Raw genomic sequence first — 20,646 nt, forward strand, 5'->3', positions numbered from 1 at the left:
ACCATAACAACAGCACCACCAACGCCACCATACACAAAGCGGCTAAGCTTAATTGCAGCAACATTAATCCGGCTCCCTGGCTGATTGGTGTTTCGTTTGGTTTGTCTGGCTTGTCTGGTTTGTTTGGTTCAGCATGGCCTGATTAATCAGCGCCTGTAACTGTTGTTCCAGTTCTTGATCCGCCGCCATTATCTTGCCAGCGCCCTGCTCCCCAGCATCACTTTGTGCTTTACGCTGTTTTTGCAGCATCACAAAAAACAAACCCGCCACCAACAACAAAGGTGCCAGCCATAACCAGATGGTGCTCCACTGCACCGGCGGCTGATAATGCACAAAGTCGCCATAACGTTGTTTCATAAAATCAATGACTTGTTCTTTGTTTTGCCCTTGCTGCACCAGCTGATAGGTTTTTTCACGCATATCCACCGCCACTACAGCGTTGGAGTCGGCAATATTCTGGTTTTGGCATTTAGGACAACGCAGTTCAGCCGTCAGCTCACGATAAAGCGCCTGCTGCTGTGCGTCTTTAAACTGCATCAGCTCTTCTGCGGCGCTAGTTGTAAAAGGCGTTAATAAAACCAACGACAACAGCAGCGTTTTAAGCCACTGCAATTTTTGTAGCTTGCTTTGAAACTTAGTTAGCATAAGCAGCTCCGGCAGTTGTTGCAGCTTCAGCTGTTGGCTTGTGTTCAGCAGCTTCTTCAAGCAAAGCCTGATATTGCGCCCCTAAAGCCGGCCAGTTTTGCGGGTTAATATCCCCCACATGATGGGCACGGATTTGGCCTTTAGCGTCAATTAAAAAAGTTTCAGGTGCGCCTGTTACCCCTAAATCAAAAATCAGGCTGCGTTTTTCATCAAGAATATTCAGCCGGTAAGGGTCGCCTTGTTCCTGCAACTTCTTCACTACATCCTGTTGCAACTTGGTTAAATCAAAACTTTCACCAAAAGCGCTGTCTTGCGGTTGCACATAATACAAACCAACAATATCAATGCCTTGCTTCCGAAGTTCAGTTAAAAAACCAAGTTCAGCATTACAAGTCGGACACCAGAGCCCCCAGACATTCAGTAAATACACTTTGCCTTTAAGTTTTTCAGCGTTGTAAAGCGTTGTTGGCGCCATTAAATCCGGTAATTCAAAGGCAGGCAGGGTTTTACTGACCAGTGCAGAGCCATGTTGGCGCGGGTCAGAAAATAAACCACTGAATAAAAATGCTGCCAGCGCTATAAAAAGCACAAAAGGAATAAAAAACAGAAACTTACGCATGTTCTACTCCGGCAATTTCTGCTGTTTTTTCACGAACTTTCACTGTGCTGCTGCGGTATCTTTTATCTAACAGCGCCAGCAAAGCACCAAAGGCCATCAACACACCGCCCAGCCAAATCCAGCGCACAAAAGGTTTGACATACACCCGCATGGCCCAGGAAGGCCCGCTCAGTTCTTCACCAAGCGCCACATATAAATCACGGCTTAAACGTGCATGCACAGCAGCTTCGGTCATCACGGTTTTTTGCAGCGGATAAAAACGTTTTTCCGCATGCAGATGGGTGACTTTTTCACCCTCGCTATACACTTCCAGCTCTGCCGCCTGACCACCATAGTTCGGGCCATTCAGTGCATAAACGTCGGTCAGGGTAAAGTGGTAACCGTTCAGCTCCACTGTGTCACCAATTTTCATCCGCACGTCTTTTTCCACACTCAGGGTTTTGGTCATAGCAACACCAATCACCAGCACGGCAAAACCAATATGCGCGAATGTCATGCCCCAGTGACTGGCCTGTAACCTGCTGATACCTGAGCTAAAACCACCCAGCTGCTGCGCACGCTGATACACTTCACCAATAGCCGACATGCCGACCCAGGCACCCAGCAAACAACCTAATAACGCCAGATTGGCAGCCAGCGACTGCGTGGCCGCCAGATAACCAATAGCAATAGTTAACGCCAGCAGCGCAACCAAAGTCAGAGGTTTTAACAAAGGGGGCAGCTGTTGTTGTTTCCAGCGCACCCAGGGGCCAAGACCAAGCAACAAACTAAAAGGGATCACCAGATAATAAAACAGCTGGTTAAAAAACGGCTCACCGATGGAAATAGAACCCAGGCCTAATTCTTTGTGAAACAGCGGATACAAGGTGCCTAAAAACACCACCAGCGTGGCTGTCAGTAAAAACACGTTATTGCCCCACAACAACACTTCACGGCTAAACAGCTGATACCTTGCCTGCGAGCGCACAGCATTCATGCGCAGCGCATACAAAAATAACGAACCGCCGACCACCAGCAGTAAAAACGCCAATAAATACAAACCACGGCTTGGGTCGGACGCAAAAGAATGTACCGAAACCAGCACACCGGAGCGCACTAAAAAGGCGCCCATTAAACTTAAGGAAAATGCGGCAATTGCCAATAACACAGTCCAGGATTTAAAGGTGCCGCGTTTTTCAGTAACAGCCAGCGAATGCAGCAATGCAGTGCCAACCAGCCAGGGCATAAAAGAAGCGTTTTCCACCGGATCCCAGAACCACCAGCCGCCCCAGCCGAGTTCGTTATAAGCCCACCAGCTGCCGAGCATAATGCCAAGGGTTAAAAACAACCAGGCCGCCAGCGTCCACGGTCGCGCCCAACGTGCCCAGGTGCTGTCAAATTTACCGCCCCAAAGTGCAGCAATAGCAAAAGCAAAAGAAACGGCAAAACCAACATAACCGACGTACAACAAAGGCGGGTGTACTATCATGCCAAAGTCTTGCAGCAGCGGGTTTAAGTCACGGCCTTCCACCGGAAAAAACGGCAGGCTGCGCTCAAACGGATTTGACATAAACAACGAAAAGGCAATAAAACCCACACAAATAAACCCAAGCACCGCCAGAATACGGCCTTGCATCAGCAGTGGTAATGATTTGGAAAACACCGCCACCAGCGCTGTCCAGAAGGTCAGAATAGTGACCCACAGCAGCATAGAGCCTTCGTGTGAACCAAAACTGGCGGTCAGCTGAAAATACCAGGGCAGCATGCTGGACGAGTTACTGGCCACGTTAATCACAGTAAAGTCGCTGTGATAAAAAGCGTACATCAGGCAGGCCATAGCTATGGCGCTGAATAAAAACTGACCTATGGCCAAAGGTTTAGCCAATAACAAAGCCCGGACATTGCCGCTGTAACTGCCGTATACCGGCACCAGCGCCAGCAGCACCGACAAGGCAAAAGCAAATATCAAGGAGAGCTGACCAATCTCAGGCATCATTATTGGGTTCCGCCTTCTGTTGCTGCTTTATCTGCTTGTTGTTCAGTTGCAGTCGCCGCATCAGGCCTGGCAGCAGCATTACCTGCTGCCGGATAAGTATATTTGGGCGCCACATGTTTAATGCCTTTTACCGCTTCAGCCACTTCAGGTGGCATATATTCTTCATCATGTTTGGCCAGCACTTCAGTGGCCTGAATATTAGTGGCGTCCATTAAGGTGCCTTGTGCCACTATGCCCTGCCCTTCGCGGAACAAGTCCGGCAGAATGCCGTCGTAGTGCACTGTGACTGTTGGGCCGGTGTCCACCAGCGCAAAACTGACTTTTAAGCTACTGTCATCACGTTTTACTGAGCCCGGCACCACCATACCGCCAATACGTAACCGCTGACCGGGCACAGGTTTTACCTTGTCTTCGCCTAAACCCTCTAACAGCTGGGTTGGGGTATAAAACAAATCAACGTTTTCATTCAGCGCATACAACATGGCACCTACAGCACCACTTAATAACAACAAAATGGCACTGACCGCCATCAGCCGCTGTTTACGTCTTGGATTCATTGGCTTCTTCCTCTTGTTGTTGCTGGGCACGCACCCGTTGTTCACGGCTTTGTTTTTTGGCTAAATCCTGCAAAATACGGTTTTGGCTACGCTGGCTATACCACCAAAGACCGAACAACAGGCCGTAGGTACTGCCAAAAGACAACCAGACAAAAAGTGCATAACCGCCCATCTGCCAAAAGGCACTCAAAGACTCAAAATAAAATTCCGGCATCAGACAGTCCGCCCTGCGTTAGTTTGCGGCACATTGCCTTTCTGATCAGACTGCTGCGCCAAAGCCCGTACCCATGGCCTGTGTTGTTCATTCAGCAAAATGGCGGTGCGAAGGCGTAAACAGGTCAGCGCCGCCAGCAACAAGGCAAAACCTAAAATACTGAGCAGCAAAGGCCACAGCATCGATGGGTCAATGGAAGGTTTGGCAAATTTGGTGATAGTGGCGCCCTGATGCAGGGTGTTCCACCATTCCACGGAGAAGTGAATAATGGGCAGATTCACTACCCCCACTACAGCCAATAAAGCCGAAGCTTTGGCGCCCATTTGCCGATCGGCAAAAGCGCCGGAAAGCGCAATCACACCTAAATATAAAAATAATAAAATCAGTTCAGATGTCAGCCTGGCATCCCACACCCACCAGGTGCCCCACATAGGTTTGCCCCATGCCATACCGGTTAAAAGTGCTATCAGCGTATACACAGCACCAATAGGCGCAATGGCGCCAACAGCCCACTGCGCTACTTTAATTTGCCACACCAGGGCAATAAAAGCGGCAATCGCCATGCTGCTGTAAGCGCCCATAGACCAAATAGCGGCAGGCACGTGAATATGAATAATGCGGTAGCTGTCACCTTGCTGGTAATCAGCCGGCGTAAACCCCAAACCCCAGACAGTGCCAAGCAGCAGCGTCAAAACGGCCAAAGTCATTAACCATGGAAACCACAAACCACAAATACGGTATAAAGTTTCAGGTTTAGCATATGGATCAAGCCACTTAAACATATCACCCCACGTTTAATCTTAACGCTTTTAATACCGCCAGCGGCACCAAAGCGGCTGCCAGACATAACATGGCAGCTAATACGGCTAATTGTGCTGAATAGTCCAGCCCCAGCGTGGCATTATCCACGGCGGCGCTGGCAAAAATCAGCAGCGGAATATACAAAGGTAAAATCAGTAAGGCCAGCAGAATTCCGCCTTTATCGGCAGATAAAGTCAGCGCTGCGCCAAGTGCCGCCAATAAATTTAATAACGGTGTGCCCAGCAGCAAACTCAGCACTATCGCCTGCCAGGCCGCAGCATTAAGCCCAAGCAATAATGCAATCAGCGGTGATATGAATAACAGCGGCAAAGCCGTGCTGCACCAGCTACTGGTTATTTTGGCCAGCACATAAGCAAATAACGGCTCATCCGCCGCCACCAGCTGCTCTAAAGTGCCCTGACGAAAATCTTCTTTAAATAAACGCTCAGCGCCCAACAGCACACTCAAAAGCGCCGCTATCCAGATAATACCTGGCGCAATTTCAGCTAATAAATTCGGTTTGGCACCAATACCCAGCGGGAACAAAGTCAACACTATGACAAAAAACATCAATGGATTCAGCCAATCGGCTTTTTGTCTGGCGAGTAATCGCCATTCGCGCACAAAAGCGGCTTTAAACATTACCATCGGTACACCAGCTCCAGGGTACGGCTTTGTGGAAATTGTTGTTCCATGGCCTGGTGAGTGGTCAGAATAATGGCGCCGCCTTGTTCCAGATGTTGTTTAAATTGTTGTTGCAACAGCTTGATGGCACTTTGATCCAGTGCAGTAAAAGGCTCGTCTAAAATCCAGAGTTTGGCCTGGGTTAACCACAACCGCGCTAAAGACACACGGCGCTGCTGACCGGCTGATAACATCTGACAAGGAATATCTTCAAGACCTGCCAAACCTAAAGTTGCCAGCACGGCATAAGGGTCGGCCTGTTTCAGCTGAAAAGCCGCTTGCCAGAACTCCAGATTTTCAAGGGCGGTGAGCTGTGGCTGCACACCACTTAAATGGCCGATAAAACATAAAGACTGAGCAAAATCGCTGTGTGGCTGTCTGTGAGAGAGCGGCTCGCCACACCACAACACTTCACCTTCGTCAGGCATCGCAAGGCCCGCCAGAATACGTAATAAACTGCTTTTACCGGCGCCATTTTTACCACTGATATGCAATAGCTCACCGGCCGCCAGTGTCACATCAACAGCGTCGAATAACACCCGGTCTTGCCGGACACAACTCAGAGCAAAAGCGCTTAATAGACTTGTTGTCACCAGAAAAACAGCCATCAAAAAAAACAGCGCGCATCTTAACATATTGGCGTTAGAATACGCATGCGCTATAACCTTGATAGCCGCTTTAACAGCCAAAATTATGAACCAGATCAATCTTGATTCTTTGTTGCACATTGGCAGTACAGTCAACCAGACGGCAACAACAAGCCCGCTGGCACCGCTGAAACTGAGCCCCGACACCCTGTATCAGGGTTTGTTAAATATTGGCCGTGACGGCAGCAGCCAATTACAAATGAGCACGCCGCAAGGCCCGGTGCAAATTAAGTTAACTCCACAACAAACTGCACTGGTACTGGCCGGACAAAACACAACTGCGGTGATGACGCCGCAAGGTGTATCCTCTGGCGAGGGTTCAGCGTCGAATCAAAGCCAGGCGCTGAACCAAAGCGCCTTATCAGGCTTTCAACAAAACACCACAAACAACGTAGCCGGCCAGATAAAACTGAATCTGGCCATACAGCAGCTGCCATCAGGCCAAATTCAGTTGCAAGTTCAGCTGCAAACTCAGCCACAACAAACGCCATTCCCCACAGTCGCTTTAACAGCGGCCCAGCTGCTTGATGTGATGGGAGCCAAAGGTGAAAACAACCAGCTACAACTTGTTGTACAGCTAAAACGGGTGGGCAATCAGCTGTTAGTGCAACTGCCTAATCAGCGCCAGCTGCAACTGCCTTTGAGTTTTTTACCACAAAGTAAAAACTGGCCGGAGCAACAACCCCTGCAGGCATTGTTACAACTTGAAGTGAAACAACATCAGCTGCAAATCAAATTACAGCTGACAGCTGAGATGAATCTTGCTGGCACTGACAAAGCAGCCAACAAAACGCCAACAACTGCTGCAACTATCAGAGATGCAGCGAGCCACGCAGTTGCAAACACAGGCCGGGATAACAGCAGCACAAACAGCGGTACAACAGGCAAAGAAGTGTTGTTTAGCTCAGCGCAAAACCGCGAACTGGCGCCTTTATTGGCAAAAGCACTGTTAAACACCAATTCAGCAGAACTGCCCAAGGCTGTGATGCAGCTGCTGACTGATAAAACCCCTGCCGCTCAGGCAACTAAAGCCCAATGGCAACTACAGGGCGTCAGCGATAAAAACCCGGATAAAACCAATTGGCAATTGCAAATAAGCCCGGCCACTGCCAAAACTGCCGTGCTTGAGCTCAGTCCAAACCAGCTAAACCGGCCTTTGCTCTGGCAAGCCAAAACAACAGAACAGCAGGTAAAAACCACTGTGGATGTTGCGCCTTTATGGCGGCAATGGTTACCGCTTTCCGGCGCCAAAGCAGATCCACTTCGTGTTCTGCCCGATTTACCGGCAGCGGTAAATGCGGTTTTAACTGAGTTAAAAACCCAAACCCTGGATGTTGCCCGCCCTATTCAAAGCAGCCAGCTGGCGCAGCAGCTAAACGCAGCTTTGCAATTTAATCCGCTACAAGCCATGCCAGAAAATATGGCAAGCAGCACCGGGACCAGCGCCGGTACTTTGGCTGTTGCTTTGCAATTATTGCTGGGAAGACTGGCAGGTTTAACAGGACCGGAGCCCAAAACAGCAACAGCGGCTAAACTGCAGCAGTTGATTGGTCAATTGGACACCAACCAAAGCAGCAATTTGTTACGGCAGTTATCCAGCCATAGCAGCACCTTGCAGGGGTCGCAGTTTGCAACAGTGGAACAGCAACAACAACCTCAGCAAAACCAGCAACTTTTTATTCAGTTGCCGTTGCAACAACAAGGCGACAGCCGCTTTGCTGAACTTGCCATCAGCGAGCGTGAAGGCGATGGCAAAGGCGGCAGCGGCAAAACCAGGCAATGGCAACTGACAATGAAATTTGATTTGGCCGAACTTGGCCCTTTACTGGTGCAGGTACGCTTAACAGGTCAGGACGTCAGCCTGCAGTTTTATGCCGAGCAGGAAAAAGTGGTGAGCACTGCACAGCAGTTTTTACCGCTGTTTAAAGACCGGCTGAAATTACAGGGGCTCAGTGTCAGTGAAGCACAATGTCAGCTGGGTAAAATTCCACCGCAGCTATACCAGCGCAGCAATAGTTTATTGGCCATTAAGGTATAAGCATGACAAAAACCAATAAAGACAAAGCTGCCATAGCCCTGCATTACGACAACAAAACACCGGGCAAAGCGCCCACTATTGTTGCTAAAGGTCATGGTGATTTAGCCGATGAAATTATTGCATTGGCCAAAGAACACGGCATTTTAGTGCATGAAGATGAAGAGCTGAGTAAGTTATTAAAACAAATGGAGCTGGGTGACCAAATTCCCAAAGAGCTGTATTTATTAGTGGCCGAACTCATTGCCTTTTCTTATGTGCTGCAAGGCAAATTCCCCGACAACTGGCAAAATATCCACGAACGTATTGATTTAAAAACCTAACACCAATAAAACCGTAAACCTGCCCTTTTATGAATTTCCCCTGCTTTATTCCGCCGCCACAGAAAAATAAATTTACTGTAAAATAGCTGACTTAGCGGTCATTTCAACTGGTCGGAGATCTGTAAAGCGTTTTTCTTCGTCTAACCTGATAAGTCCTAATTGAATATCAACTGAATGAGGTGCGCTGATGAACGTACAAGATCTGAAACTCGGCATGTTGTGTCAAAGCAAAAAAGGTGTGGGTATTGTCAGCTGGATAGACGCGCAGGACAGAGCAGTGTATTTATCCGATTTACATGATAATGACAAACATTTTGCCGTTAGTTTTGAAGAGCTTCAGGACGAACCACAAATTCACCAGGTATCTGATATTTATTATTAAATTCAGTTAAAACAGCTAAAAACAAAAACGCCTGTGGCAACAACCACAGGCGTTTTCTTTTTTTATGTACAGGATGTACGGTACTGTTGAGGTACATACTGTACCGGCATTGCAGCAGCAAAAAGCCGGTGATGTACAGGATGCACGGTATTGCTGAAGTGCATGCTGTACCGGCATTGCAGCAGCAAAAAGCCGGTGCTGCACAACATCAACTCAACGCTATCAGGTACGGGTGCGTTTTTTACCTTTAAAAGCTGGTTTGGCCGGACGGGCCGGTTTTTCCGGTTGATGTGTTCTTTCCGGTTTGGGCGCTTTTTCAGGATTTTTTAATAAAATCTGATGCTTACGCACTGCCCTTTTAATAGAAGCCATACGGCGGCGACGTTCTTCTTTGTCTTCCGGTTTGGCCAGGGTTTCAGTTTCGTAATCCATATGCACAACTTTACGCAGATAGTTCACTTCTTCCAGTGCATATTCGGTGTAACCACCGGCCGGTAAATGTTTTGGCAACAATAAATCACCATAACGTACCCGGATCAAACGGTTCACCACAGCCCCCTGCGATTCCCACATGCGGCGCACTTCACGGTTGCGGCCTTCGGTCAGGGTGACGTTAAACCACTTGTTAATGCCTTCACCACCACTGGCTTTAATCTTTTTAAAAGCCGCTTTACCGTCTTCCAGCTCAACACCGGTGCGTAATTTTTGGATCATAGCGTCTGTCACTTCACCAAAGACCCGCACCGCATATTCACGTTCTACTTCAAATTTGGGGTGCATTAAACGGTTCGCCAGCTCGCCGTCTGTGGTAAACAACAATAAACCTGAGGTATTAATATCAAGCCGGCCTATCGCAATCCAGCGTGAACCACGGATTTTAGGTAAACGGTCAAATACCGTTGGCCGCCCTTCCGGATCGGTGCGCGAACAAATTTCACCTTCAGGTTTGTGGTATGCAATGACACGGCAGATTTGTTCGGCTTCAGCAGCCAGTTTTACCGGATGACCATCAACCCGCACTATTTGCGTTGGGATCACTCTGTCGCCCAGCTGCGCTACTTTGCCGTCCACAGTGACACGGCCAGCACTTATCCAGGTTTCCATTTCACGACGTGAACCTACACCAGAACGGGCCAGGATTTTTTGTAACTTTTCACTCATAAAGTCTCCTCAGTCATCGCGACTGTGTTTAATAAAGACGCGCTATCGAGCGTCATCGCTGCTTGTGCAGAAAATTCAGTTAAAGCCGGCAAAGCCGACAATGAAGTTAAACCAAAATAATTTAAAAATTCCGGTGTGGTGGCATACAAACCCGGCCGACCCGGCACATCTTTGTGCCCCACCACTTTCACCCAGTTCCGGTCGAGCAAAGTACGGATGATCTGGCTACTGACCGTCACCCCCCGCACAGCTTCAATTTCACCGCGGGTGATGGGTTGACGATAGGCAATAAGCGCCAGAGTTTCCAATACAGCTCTGGAATAACGCGGTGAACGTTCGGGCCAGAGTCTGGCCAGATAGTCGCTCCATTCACTTTTGGTTTGAAAACGATAACCCGTTGCCGTTTCCACCAGTTCAATGCCCCTGCCCTGATAATCCTGTTGCAACTGCTTTAGTGCATCAGCCAGCCGTTTTTTCGACAGCTGAAAATCGGCCAGTACAGTGGCAGTTAAATCGTCCGTGGTTAATGGCCTTTCGCTGGCAAACAAAGTTGCTTCAAGCAACTGCAATAATTGGCTGTCATTAATTTTGCTGGCCAATAGAACATCCTGTAGGTGGTAAGCCTGTGGTTGAGGGCAGGCGGGAAAACGCCGCCATTATGCCAATTTCAGATGGATCTGACCATAGGCTTGCACCTGTGTCAGTTGCACCAGTTTTTCTTTGGTGAGCTCTAAGATGGCCAAAAAGCTCACCACCACCCCTGCTCTGCCTTCTTCAAGCGAAAAACATTGTTCAAACAATAAATAACCTTGTTTTTCTTTTAGCAACTGTAAAATCTGGCTCATGCGCTCGCGGGTGGATAATTTTTCTTTAGAAATATGATGATGCTGAAAATCTTTCACTCTTTTCGCCACATCAGCAAGCGCAGCCACTAAATCTGCAAGCGACACTTCGGGCAAAATCACCAAAGGTGCAAAATTGTCGGCCAGTTCGGTTTTTACCGGAAAAAAGTCACGTTCTTCGCGTGGCAGACCGTCTAAATCAGTAGCAGCTTGTTTAAACCGTTCATATTCCTGCAAACGGCGAATCAGCTCTGCCCTTGGGTCCAGCTCTTCAGCGGCCTGATGTACATGCACCGGCAATAACAACCGTGATTTAATTTCCGCCAGCATTGCCGCCATCACCAGATATTCAGCCGCCAGCTCAAAATTCATGCCCTGCATCAGGTCGATATAAGCCATATATTGTTGGGTAATGTCATTCACCGGCAAATCAACAATATCAAATTTGTGTTTTCGAATCAGGTAAAGCAAAAAATCCAGCGGCCCTTCAAAAGCTTCCAGCAACACTTCCAGCGCATCGGGCGGAATATATAAATCTTCCGGCCGCTCCAGCACAGCTTCACCACGCACAAAAGCCAACGGTAATGGCGCCTGAATGGTTAAAGGCGCCAGGGTGGTTTCAACTGTGAGCTCTGTGGTTGGGTTCATGGCCTGCTTTTGGCAATTGAGTTTTTGGCAATGTCGTTTTTGGAAATCTAGCCCGCTTACAAAAACGGTGCTACCGGGCCAGCGCCCTCGCGGATGATGACGGCGACATCGTCAGATAAATCCACCACTGTGGTTGGATTACCCGGCAACACACCACCGTGCATAATCAAGTCCACCTGCCGTTCGAGCTGGTCGCGTAAATCTTCCGGATCGGACTCGGTAAATTCCTGCCCTGGCAAAATTAAACTGCTCGACATTAACGGCTCACCTAATTCTTCCAGCAGCGCCAGCGCAATTTTATGATCGGGAATACGTAAACCGACGGTTTTTTTCTTTTCGTTCAGCAAGCGTTTTGGCACTTCTTTGGTACCACGCAAAATAAAAGTATAAGCACCAGGGGTGTTGTTTTTAATCAACCGGAATGCAGTGTTTTCTACTTTGGCATAAATCGACAGTTCGGATAAATCGCGGCACATCAAAGTTAAATGATGATCACCACTGATTTGGCGGATTTGTAAAATACGCTCCATCGCCGCTTTATCACCAATATGACAACCCAGCGCATAACCACTGTCGGTTGGGTACACTACAACCCCACCTTGTTTAATAATATGCACCGCTTGTTTAATTAAGCGTTGTTGCGGTGTTTCCGGATGCACATAAAAAAACTGACTCATAAAGCTCCCTGTCAGCGCCACTTTTCTTAAGATAAATGTCGCTGTTTTTAAATTTTTAGCGTTGCTGTTTTAATCTTTTATTAGCAATAGCAAGGATTTAGCCAATATTCAAGCAAGCTGTTATGGCGGCAAAGGCAAAAATTCTTCAGCAGTTTCGCTGGTTTTAACGCTCGTATCGATGTCCGCATCAAGGGAAAAATCGACTTCGGTATTGGCAAAGGTTTTAAACTGCCAGTCTTGCCAGATAGGAATAATATCGTCGGTCATATATAAACCGCGCCCCAGCTCATTCCATTGGGTTGGCTGGTGAAAATCTGAGCCAACTGAAGCTTTAAGTTCAAATAACTGGCAAAGCCGCCAGATCTCGCGTTTTTGCACCGGCGTTTGTTGTGGCGACGCCACTTCGGCGGCATCACCACCGGCCAGCGCAAATTCACGCATCAGTTTGGTTAACCATTTTCCATTAAGGTTGTATTTCAGCGGATGGGCCAGCACAGCCACACCACCGGCGTCGTGGATCCACTGCACAGCTGTGGCTAAATCGACCCAGTTATTCGGCACATAACCAGCTTTGCCACGCGCCAGATATTTTTTAAACACGTTGTTCATCGAGCTGGCTTTACCAATATTCACCAGATGGCGGGCAAAATGGGTGCGGGTGAGCGCAGCGCCATTGGCAAGTTCCAGCACGGCTGGCAAACAATCCGGCACCTGAAATTTGGTTAAACGCCGTGCCATTTCAGTGGCACGTTCCAGCCGTCTTTGTTGCTGGCTTTCAAGCCTTAATAAAAATTCGCTGTTATTGGGGTCAATCTGCAAACCGACAATATGAATTTCAAATTCGTACCAGGAGGTTGAGATTTCCACACCATCAATCAGCTGCAGCGGCAGTTGTTGATCTTTGATATAAGCTGCTGCTGCGCCAAGGCCTGCCACTGTGTCATGATCGGTAATGGCCAGCACATTGAGTTTTTTTTCAACGGCGCGCGCGACTAAATCTTCCGGGCTTAAAATGCCATCTGAGCAAAAAGTGTGGCTGTGTAAATCTATTTTCATGGCAAATCTCAGTAAAAACGGCCGTCATTGTGCCACAAAAGCAACGTCAGCTGCGGTTATTCTGTTAAAGCTGGCATCACCACAGCATCCGCACGCAGGTATCAACAAAGCTGTACTCACAAAACACAGCTAGCACAGCGCTGCTAAAGAAAATCATAGCCATCCAGACTTTTATACGTTTTATTTTGCATTTATGCCAAATCCAGCTTGACGAAACATAAGCTTCTGCGGTTTGATAGGGGCAGATTTTCGCAGGGTGTACTCAGAATGATGTTACAAACAACCTTAACCAACTGGTGGTGGCATACTCCTTAACGGGCGTGTGTTGGTGTTGTTTACCCTGAATAAACCCCAAGAGCCCGTTTTCACGAAACGGGCTTTTTTTTTGATGTTAAAACGATAAACGAAACAAATTAGGATTAAAAACATGAGCTTAGTAGCGTTAATTTCCTGGCGATGGTGGCAGTTTTCTGTCGGGGGCACAGGCCCTGCTTTGGACTATTGTAACTAACAGCTGCTGATCTTCGCGGCACAAACCGCAGATCAGCCCCGCCAAGGCGGGTTTTGTAAGGAAAGACCAATGATTTTCAGCCATATCACCCAACAAGCTGGCCAGGTAGCCAGCATCAGTCAGACAGTGCCTTATCAGGCCGATCCGCTGGCTTGTTACCAGCATTTAGCAGGGCAAAGCCGATATTCGTTGCTGCTTGAATCTGCCGAAATTGACAGCAAAGACAATCTCAAAAGCCTGATGTTACTGGATGCCGCACTGCGCATTGAATGCAACGGCGGGCAAGTGACAGTTGAGGCCATTACCAACAACGGCAAACTGCTGCTGCCTTTTTTACACGACAAGTTACAAGGCAAAGCCAGCCTGCGCCTGGCAGATGATGCTTCTGTGTTGATTTGCCAGTTTACCCGCCCCGATCCTTTGCTGGATGAAGACAGCAAACTGATTGCCGCCAACCCTTTTGATGTTTTGCGCGTATTGCAGCATGAACTTTTTAGCCATAGCAATGAGCCTTTTGCCATCTTTTTAGGCGGTGTCATTGGTTATGACATGGTGGCCACAGTAGAGCAGCTGCCCGAAGTGCCAACAGGCGCTAACCGCTGCCCGGATTATTTATTTTATGTGGCTGAAACCTTGTTGGTGCTGGACCATCAGGCGCAACAAAGCCGCTTAATTGGCAATATTTTTTGTGGCGAAAGTGCCATGGCCAATTGTTTTGTGGTGGGCAACCGACTGGAGCAACTGAGTCAGATGCTGCAAGATCAGGCAACAGCATCCGCACAGCAGGCGGGCGCGCAGCAGGTTGCCGCGGTGCAGGTTGATATCGATGATGCCGCTTTTATTGCTCAGGTAGAAAACCTGAAAGAAAACATCGTTGCAGGAGATGTGTTTCAGGTGGTGCCAAGCCGCTGTTTTAGCTTGCCTTGTGCCAATCCGCTTGCCGCTTATGCCAAACTCAAACAACAAAACCCCAGCCCTTATATGTTTTTCCTGCGTGACAGCACATTCGAGCTGTTTGGCGCATCGCCTGAGTCGGCGCTGAAATTTGATGCCAAAAGCCGTCAGGTGGAAATTTACCCTATCGCCGGTACCAGACGCCGTGGTTTTAAAGCCCTGGGCCAGATTGACCGCGATTTAGACAGCCGTATTGAGCTGGAGCTCAGACAAGATGACAAAGAAAAAGCCGAACATTTAATGCTGGTGGATTTAGCCCGTAACGACGTGGCCCGTATCAGCGTACCCGGCAGTCGTTATGTCAAAGAGCTGCTTAAAGTGGACCGTTATTCTTATGTGATGCATCTGGTATCCAGAGTGGTAGGCACACTAAAACCTCAGCTGGATGCACTGCACGCGTATCAGGCCTGTATGAATATGGGCACTTTGGTTGGCGCGCCCAAGGTAAGAGCGGCCGAGCTGATTCGCCAGGTGGAAAGTAAACGCCGCGGCAGTTATGGTGGTGCTGTCGGTTATTTATCCGGTAACGGTGATTTTGACAGTTGTATTGTTATTCGCAGTGCTTATGTCGAAGCTGGCACCGCCTATATTCAGGCCGGCGCCGGTGTGGTGTATGACTCCATCGCCAAAGCAGAAGCCGACGAAACCCGCAGTAAAGCCCAGGCAGTAGTGACAGCTATTCTGGCCGCCGGAGGTGCACAATGAATGCAACAACAACGACCAGCAAAACCATCGTCTATCTGCTGGATAACAAAGACTCTTTTACCTACAACCTGGTGGATGAACTGGCGCAGCTTCATTGTGAATTAAAGCTGTACCGCAATACGGTGCCGGCTGAGTTTATTTTTGCCAAAATGCAGCAAGATGCCAAAACCAACAAAGTGTTGTTGTTATTGTCCCCAGGCCCCGGCGCTCCGTCCGAAGCAGGCTCTATGCCGGCACTTATTCAGCTTTGCGCCGGTGTGTTCCCGATGCTGGGCATTTGCCTGGGTCATCAGGCGCTGGTAGAACATTATGGTGGCACAGTCGGGCGTGCAGGTGAAACAGTGCATGGCAAAACATCCCTGATTGAGCTGGATGAACATCCGGTGTTTCACAACCTGCCAAGACCTTTTGCTGTGGCGCGTTATCACTCTTTGATGGCCACTCAGGTGCCTGATAGCCTGCAAGTCATTGCAAGATATCAGCATATTCCAATGGCTATTTATCATGCCGAACACAAGGTGCTGGGTTTTCAGTTTCACCCTGAGTCGATTTTAACGACGCTGGGTAAACCTTTATTGGCGCAAAGTCTGGCTTTTCTGGGAGGTGCCGAATGACAACAATCAATCAAGCGACGACCCCAGCTCAGGCTCAGACAGCAGAGAGCAGCTTTAACGCCCAGCCTTATTTACAGCAATTATTGGCAGGTGAATCGCTTAGTCAGGCCCAAAGTGAAGCCTTTTTTGCCGCAGTGGCCGCTGGTTTAGTGGAGCCTGTTTTGTTATCGGCAGTATTAATAACACTAAAACTGAAAGGTGAAACAGCCGATGAAATTGCCGGTGCAGCGCTGGCTTTTCGTGCTGCAGCCACAGTTTTGCCGGTGAATAACAAACACAGTATTGATTGTTGTGGCACAGGCGGTGATGGCAGCAACACCATTAACATCTCCACCACAGCTGCCATAGTGGCTGCTGCTATGGGCCTGAGCGTCAGCAAACATGGCAACCGCAGTGTGTCCTCCCAAAGTGGCTCGGCCGATTTATTTGAAAAGCTTGGCGTGAATATTCAGATGAGGCCGGCGCAAGCCGTCAGCGCCCTGGATAAAGCCGGTGTCAGCTTTTTATTTGCGCCTGTGTATCACCCGGGCATCCGTCATGCCATGCCGGTTCGCACAGCGCTTAAAACCCGCACTTTATTTAACCTGCTCGGGCCTTTATTAAACCCCGCCGCACCGGATTTTCAGCTTTTGGGTGTATACGACGCCAAACTATGCAGAGTGATGGCCCAAGCGCTGAAACAGCTGGGTGTTAAACGCGCCTGGGTAGTGCATGGTGCCGGTTGTGATGAAATTGCTTTGCACGGCATTACTCAGGTGTGTGAAGTACGGGATGGTGAACTGTATGAATTTACTTTAACAGCCGCCGATTTTGGCCTGGCACCCCAACCACTGAGTGCACTCAAAGGCGGCGACCCCAGCCACAACGCGGCAGCCAGCCTTGCTATTTTAAATGGCACAGCACCGCAGGCGCATCAGGCTGCTATTGCCGCTAATGTCGCCGCTATGCTGAAAATTTGTGGCCGTGGTGAAGACTTAGTCGCCAATTGCCAGCAAGTTTTAGCGCTTTTACAAACAGACGCAGCCATGCGACCCCTAGCGTTGTTACAGGAGGCCAGTTATGGCTAATGTGTTAGAAAATATTATTAACCACAAAAGGTTAGAAGTAAGCGAGCGCAAAATAACTCAGCCGCTTGAGACTTTTATTGCCGATGTAAAACCAACATCACGCAAATTTTTGCAGGCGCTGTTGCAGCCCGGAGCCCGTTTTATTCTGGAGTGCAAAAAAGCGTCGCCTTCCAAAGGCTTAATCCGCGCCAATTTTGATTTAGACGAAATTGCCGTTGTGTATGGCAAATATGCTGACTGTATTTCGGTGCTGACCGACGAAAAGTTTTTTCAGGGAAGTTATACGTATTTAGCAAGCATGCGGCAAAAAGTCAGCCAACCGCTGCTTCACAAAGATTTTATTATCGATCCATACCAGATTTATTTGGGCAGGCTAAACGGCGCCGATGCAGTGCTGCTGATGTTGTCGGTATTAACAGACGACGAATATCAAAAGCTGGCCAAAGTTGCACATGAGCTTGGTATGACAGTGCTGACCGAAGTCAGTAACGAAGCCGAAACCTTCAGGGCAGTGGCACTGAAAGCTGAGCTGATTGGCATTAATAACCGCGACTTACGCACTTTAACCACCAACTTAGACACCAGTTTCCGCCTCGCCAGGCTGATCCCGCCCGGTACCCTTGTCGTATCTGAATCCGGTATTTATTTTAATCCGCAGGTGCGAAAGCTGCGTAAAGTGGCCAAAGCCTTTTTGGTCGGCAGCGCTTTAATGGCAGAGCCGGATCTGGAAAATGCGGTACGTGCTTTAGTGCTGGGCACGCATAAAGTTTGTGGTTTAACCACTGCAGAGCAGGCACAAACTGTGTATCAGGCCGGAGCTTATTATGGCGGCTTGATTTTTTATCCGGCCTCGCCACGTGCAGTGAATTTGGCACAGGCGACCAGCATCATTGCAGCTGCGCCACTGAATTTTGTTGGGGTTTTTGTGAACGAAACAGCGGAACAAGTGGCGATGACAGCTCACGAGTTAGAGTTAAGCGCTGTGCAGCTGCATGGTGATGAAGACGATGAATACCTTTTTAAACTCAGAGCCTTATTGCCTAAAACCACAGCCATCTGGAAAGCCTACAGAGTCAAAGACAAACTGCCTGTTTTTACTCAGCTTGCCGACAAAGTGGTGCTGGACAGTTATCAACAAGGTTTACCAGGCGGCACCGGCGTGCGTTTTGACTGGGCGCTGTTGCAACAGCAGTTCGCCCGGGATTTCGACAACAAACTGCTGCTCGCCGGCGGTTTAAGCCCGGACAATGTCATCGAAGCCCTGCCGCTGCCGGTGGCCGGTCTTGATATGAACTCAGGCCTGGAGAGCGCCCCTGGCGTCAAAGATCCGGCCAAAATTGCCAATGCTTTTCAACAGATCAGAGAATTCAGTTATGACTAAGCCTTTATTAAACCCTTATTTTGGTGAATACGGCGGCATGTTTGTGCCGCAATTATTGGTGCCGGCGCTGCGTCAGCTGGAGCAGGCATTTGTTGATGCACAGCAGGATCCGGCCTTTCTGGCCGAGTTCCAGCATCTGCTGACCCATTATGCCGGCCGTCCCACTCCACTGACGTTGTGCCGCAATATCAGCCCCAACCCGCTGGTGAAAATTTATTTAAAACGCGAAGATTTATTACATGGCGGCGCCCATAAAACCAATCAGGTGTTGGGACAGGCTTTACTTGCCAAAAGGATGGGCAAAAAAGACATTATTGCCGAAACCGGTGCCGGCCAGCATGGTGTAGCCACAGCTTTGGCTTGTGCCCTTTTGGGGCTTAACTGCAAAATTTATATGGGTGCCAAAGATATTGAACGCCAGGCACCCAACGTGTTCCGGATGAAACTGATGGGCGCGACTGTGATTCCGGTCACTGCAGGCTCAGGCACTCTAAAAGATGCAGTGAATGAAGCCATGCGCGACTGGTCAGCAAGTTATGCCACCAGCCATTATCTGCTCGGCACAGCGGCCGGCCCGCACCCTTTCCCGACCATAGTACGGGAATTTCAGAAAATGATTGGCGAAGAAGCCAAACAACAAATTCTTGAAGCTGAAGGCAAATTGCCGGATGCAGTTTTGGCTTGTGTCGGTGGTGGCTCCAACGCCATAGGTATCTTTGCCGACTTTATTCCCGATGAAGAAGTGAAACTGATTGGTGTAGAACCTGGTGGCATGGGTATCAATACCCATCAGCATGGCGCTGCGCTTTCAACCGGCAGTTTTGGTATTTTGCACGGCGCTTATACCGCCATAATGCAAACAACGGATGGCCAGATTGAAGAATCTTATTCTATTTCCGCAGGTTTGGATTACCCTGCCGTTGGCCCACAACATACTTATTTAGCTTCTATTGGCCGCGCTCAGTATGTCGCCATTAACGATGATGAAGCTTTGGCGGCCTTTCAGCTGCTGGCCAAAACCGAAGGTATTATTCCGGCGCTGGAAAGCTCGCACGCTTTAGCCCATGCACTAAAAATGGCCGAAGCCGCCACCGAGCCTACTGTGCTTTTGGTGAATTTATCCGGTCGTGGTGACAAAGATTTAGGCCATGTGATGACAGTGCTGGCTGAACATCAGGCGGCAGAAATTGCCCAAAGGCAACTGAATGAACAGGCCAATGATCGTCAGCATCAGGGCAAATAAATAAAGGATTGAATATGTTACGTTATGATTTGATGTTCAGGCGTTTAAAAGAAGCTAACCAGGGTGCCTTTGTACCTTTTGTCACTATCGGCGATCCTTCGCTGGATTTGTCTTTTGCCATTATCAAAACGCTGATCGACAACGGCGCTGACGCTTTAGAGCTGGGCATTCCGTTTTCCGACCCTATTGCCGATGGCCCGACCATTCAAAACGCCAATATCCGCGCTTTGGCGGCCGGGGTTACGCCAGCACAATGTTTTGATTTAATTGCCAAAATCCGCGCTTATGATGCCGATATTCCAATTGGTTTATTGTTGTACAGCAATCTGGTGATGGCGCGTGGTATCGGGCATTTTTACCAACAAGCCAAAACTGCCGGTGTGGATTCAATACTGATTGCTGACGTGCCGCTGCATGAAAGCCAGATGTTCAGAAAGGCAGCGCAACAGCATGATATTGCGCAGATTTTTATTGCTCCACCTAATATTGACGCTGATGGTTTAAATGAACTGGCAAGTTATGGTCGTGGTTACACTTATTTGTTAAGCCGCGCCGGCGTGACAGGTACAGAAACAGTAGCCACTATGCCAGCGTCACAGTTGGTGCAACAGCTCAAGGATGTGCATGCAGCACCCACTTTGCTGGGTTTTGGTATTTCCAAACCAGAACATGTCAAAGCTGCTTTGGCCGCTGGCGCCGCCGGTGCTATTTCGGGTTCTGCCATAGTGCAAATCATTGAAAAACATCAGGGTGAGCCAGCAATACTGCTGGCAGAGCTGGCCGGTTTTGTCGCAGCAATGAAAAACGCAACCCAAAGCTGACGAACTTGTGATCACAGTTAAAAGCCCAACATAAAACCCGGTAAGTGTCAGGCACTTACCGGGACATTATTATTGCAAAAATGT

General features: G+C 48.8%; 22 protein-coding genes. 9 read left to right on the forward strand and 13 right to left on the reverse strand.

What is annotated here, in order from left to right; translation table 11 throughout:
* Window positions 1-63: 63 nt before the first annotated feature.
* The 8 genes from RCH83_RS14445 to ccmA are packed head-to-tail and all read right to left on the reverse strand — an operon-like array spanning window position 64 to window position 6,088.
* On the reverse strand, window positions 64-645 hold the full coding sequence (locus RCH83_RS14445; protein ID WP_306523333.1) for a cytochrome c-type biogenesis protein: 582 nt from the start codon (window positions 643-645) through the stop codon (window positions 64-66).
* Window positions 635-1,264 carry a redoxin family protein gene (locus RCH83_RS14450; protein WP_306523335.1) on the reverse strand — a complete coding sequence of 210 codons (630 nt, stop codon included), beginning with the start codon at window positions 1,262-1,264 and terminating at the stop codon, window positions 635-637. Before RCH83_RS14450 ends, RCH83_RS14445 begins: the two co-directional genes overlap by 11 nt.
* Window positions 1,257-3,239 (reverse strand): heme lyase CcmF/NrfE family subunit, encoded by a 1,983-nt coding sequence (locus tag RCH83_RS14455; RefSeq protein WP_306523337.1) that lies wholly within the window; start codon window positions 3,237-3,239, stop codon window positions 1,257-1,259. The genes RCH83_RS14450 and RCH83_RS14455 overlap by 8 nt, the downstream gene beginning before the upstream one ends.
* Window positions 3,239-3,796, reverse strand: a complete 558-nt coding sequence (ccmE, locus tag RCH83_RS14460) for a cytochrome c maturation protein CcmE (RefSeq protein ID WP_306523339.1) — start codon at window positions 3,794-3,796, stop codon at window positions 3,239-3,241. Before ccmE ends, RCH83_RS14455 begins: the two co-directional genes overlap by 1 nt.
* Entirely contained in the window at window positions 3,780-4,010 is a 231-nt protein-coding gene (gene ccmD / locus RCH83_RS14465) for a heme exporter protein CcmD (RefSeq protein ID WP_306523341.1), read from the reverse strand. The genes ccmE and ccmD overlap by 17 nt, the downstream gene beginning before the upstream one ends.
* Window positions 4,010-4,792, reverse strand: coding sequence for a heme ABC transporter permease (locus RCH83_RS14470; protein ID WP_306523344.1), 783 nt, complete (start codon window positions 4,790-4,792; stop codon window positions 4,010-4,012). The genes ccmD and RCH83_RS14470 overlap by 1 nt, the downstream gene beginning before the upstream one ends.
* Window position 4,793: 1 nt before the next feature.
* On the reverse strand, window positions 4,794-5,459 hold the full coding sequence (ccmB, locus tag RCH83_RS14475) for a heme exporter protein CcmB (protein ID WP_306523346.1): 666 nt from the start codon (window positions 5,457-5,459) through the stop codon (window positions 4,794-4,796).
* Window positions 5,453-6,088: a cytochrome c biogenesis heme-transporting ATPase CcmA gene (gene ccmA, locus RCH83_RS14480; protein WP_306523348.1), complete on the reverse strand. Its 636-nt coding sequence runs from the start codon at window positions 6,086-6,088 to the stop codon at window positions 5,453-5,455. Before ccmA ends, ccmB begins: the two co-directional genes overlap by 7 nt.
* Before the next feature lie 100 nt (window positions 6,089-6,188).
* Between ccmA and RCH83_RS14485 the strand changes: the two genes are divergently transcribed.
* From RCH83_RS14485 to RCH83_RS14495, 3 genes are all read left to right on the forward strand, one after another.
* Window positions 6,189-8,180 (forward strand): flagellar hook-length control protein FliK, encoded by a 1,992-nt coding sequence (locus RCH83_RS14485; protein WP_306523350.1) that lies wholly within the window; start codon window positions 6,189-6,191, stop codon window positions 8,178-8,180.
* Window positions 8,181-8,182: 2 nt separating this feature from the next.
* Window positions 8,183-8,500, forward strand: coding sequence for an EscU/YscU/HrcU family type III secretion system export apparatus switch protein (locus RCH83_RS14490; protein ID WP_306523352.1), 318 nt, complete (start codon window positions 8,183-8,185; stop codon window positions 8,498-8,500).
* A gap of 187 nt (window positions 8,501-8,687) precedes the next feature.
* Window positions 8,688-8,882 (forward strand): hypothetical protein, encoded by a 195-nt coding sequence (locus tag RCH83_RS14495; RefSeq protein ID WP_306523354.1) that lies wholly within the window; start codon window positions 8,688-8,690, stop codon window positions 8,880-8,882.
* A 222-nt stretch (window positions 8,883-9,104) separates the two neighbouring features.
* On the opposite strand, the gene rluB is transcribed toward RCH83_RS14495, so the two are convergent.
* From rluB to RCH83_RS14520, 5 genes are all read right to left on the reverse strand, one after another.
* The gene (gene rluB / locus RCH83_RS14500; RefSeq protein WP_306523356.1) at window positions 9,105-10,043 is read right to left on the reverse strand and encodes a 23S rRNA pseudouridine(2605) synthase RluB; all 939 of its coding nucleotides are present in this window, start codon (window positions 10,041-10,043) and stop codon (window positions 9,105-9,107) included.
* Window positions 10,040-10,642, reverse strand: coding sequence for an SMC-Scp complex subunit ScpB (gene scpB / locus RCH83_RS14505; protein ID WP_306523358.1), 603 nt, complete (start codon window positions 10,640-10,642; stop codon window positions 10,040-10,042). Before scpB ends, rluB begins: the two co-directional genes overlap by 4 nt.
* 57 nt (window positions 10,643-10,699) lie before the next feature.
* Window positions 10,700-11,533 carry a ScpA family protein gene (locus tag RCH83_RS14510; protein WP_306523360.1) on the reverse strand — a complete coding sequence of 278 codons (834 nt, stop codon included), beginning with the start codon at window positions 11,531-11,533 and terminating at the stop codon, window positions 10,700-10,702.
* A gap of 56 nt (window positions 11,534-11,589) precedes the next feature.
* Complete coding sequence (locus RCH83_RS14515; RefSeq protein ID WP_306523362.1) at window positions 11,590-12,210, reverse strand: L-threonylcarbamoyladenylate synthase; 621 nt, start codon at window positions 12,208-12,210, stop codon at window positions 11,590-11,592.
* Window positions 12,211-12,330: 120 nt separating this feature from the next.
* Entirely contained in the window at window positions 12,331-13,266 is a 936-nt protein-coding gene (locus tag RCH83_RS14520; RefSeq protein ID WP_306523364.1) for a PHP domain-containing protein, read from the reverse strand.
* Between the two features lie 580 nt (window positions 13,267-13,846).
* Here RCH83_RS14520 and RCH83_RS14525 point away from each other — a divergent pair.
* From RCH83_RS14525 to trpA, 6 genes are read left to right on the forward strand one after another with little or no spacing between them, the layout of a single operon-like run.
* Window positions 13,847-15,436, forward strand: coding sequence for an anthranilate synthase component 1 (locus tag RCH83_RS14525; protein ID WP_306523367.1), 1,590 nt, complete (start codon window positions 13,847-13,849; stop codon window positions 15,434-15,436).
* The gene (locus RCH83_RS14530; protein ID WP_306523369.1) at window positions 15,433-16,050 is read left to right on the forward strand and encodes an aminodeoxychorismate/anthranilate synthase component II; all 618 of its coding nucleotides are present in this window, start codon (window positions 15,433-15,435) and stop codon (window positions 16,048-16,050) included. The genes RCH83_RS14525 and RCH83_RS14530 overlap by 4 nt, the downstream gene beginning before the upstream one ends.
* Window positions 16,047-17,117, forward strand: coding sequence for an anthranilate phosphoribosyltransferase (trpD, locus tag RCH83_RS14535; protein ID WP_306523371.1), 1,071 nt, complete (start codon window positions 16,047-16,049; stop codon window positions 17,115-17,117). Before RCH83_RS14530 ends, trpD begins: the two co-directional genes overlap by 4 nt.
* Complete coding sequence (trpCF, locus tag RCH83_RS14540; RefSeq protein ID WP_306523373.1) at window positions 17,110-18,498, forward strand: bifunctional indole-3-glycerol-phosphate synthase TrpC/phosphoribosylanthranilate isomerase TrpF; 1,389 nt, start codon at window positions 17,110-17,112, stop codon at window positions 18,496-18,498. Before trpD ends, trpCF begins: the two co-directional genes overlap by 8 nt.
* The gene (trpB, locus tag RCH83_RS14545; RefSeq protein WP_306523375.1) at window positions 18,491-19,741 is read left to right on the forward strand and encodes a tryptophan synthase subunit beta; all 1,251 of its coding nucleotides are present in this window, start codon (window positions 18,491-18,493) and stop codon (window positions 19,739-19,741) included. The genes trpCF and trpB overlap by 8 nt, the downstream gene beginning before the upstream one ends.
* A gap of 14 nt (window positions 19,742-19,755) precedes the next feature.
* On the forward strand, window positions 19,756-20,562 hold the full coding sequence (gene trpA / locus RCH83_RS14550) for a tryptophan synthase subunit alpha (RefSeq protein WP_306523377.1): 807 nt from the start codon (window positions 19,756-19,758) through the stop codon (window positions 20,560-20,562).
* Window positions 20,563-20,646 lie beyond the last annotated feature (84 nt).

The organism is Rheinheimera sp. (genome assembly GCF_030824435.1).
Lineage (GTDB): Bacteria > Pseudomonadota > Gammaproteobacteria > Enterobacterales > Alteromonadaceae > Pararheinheimera.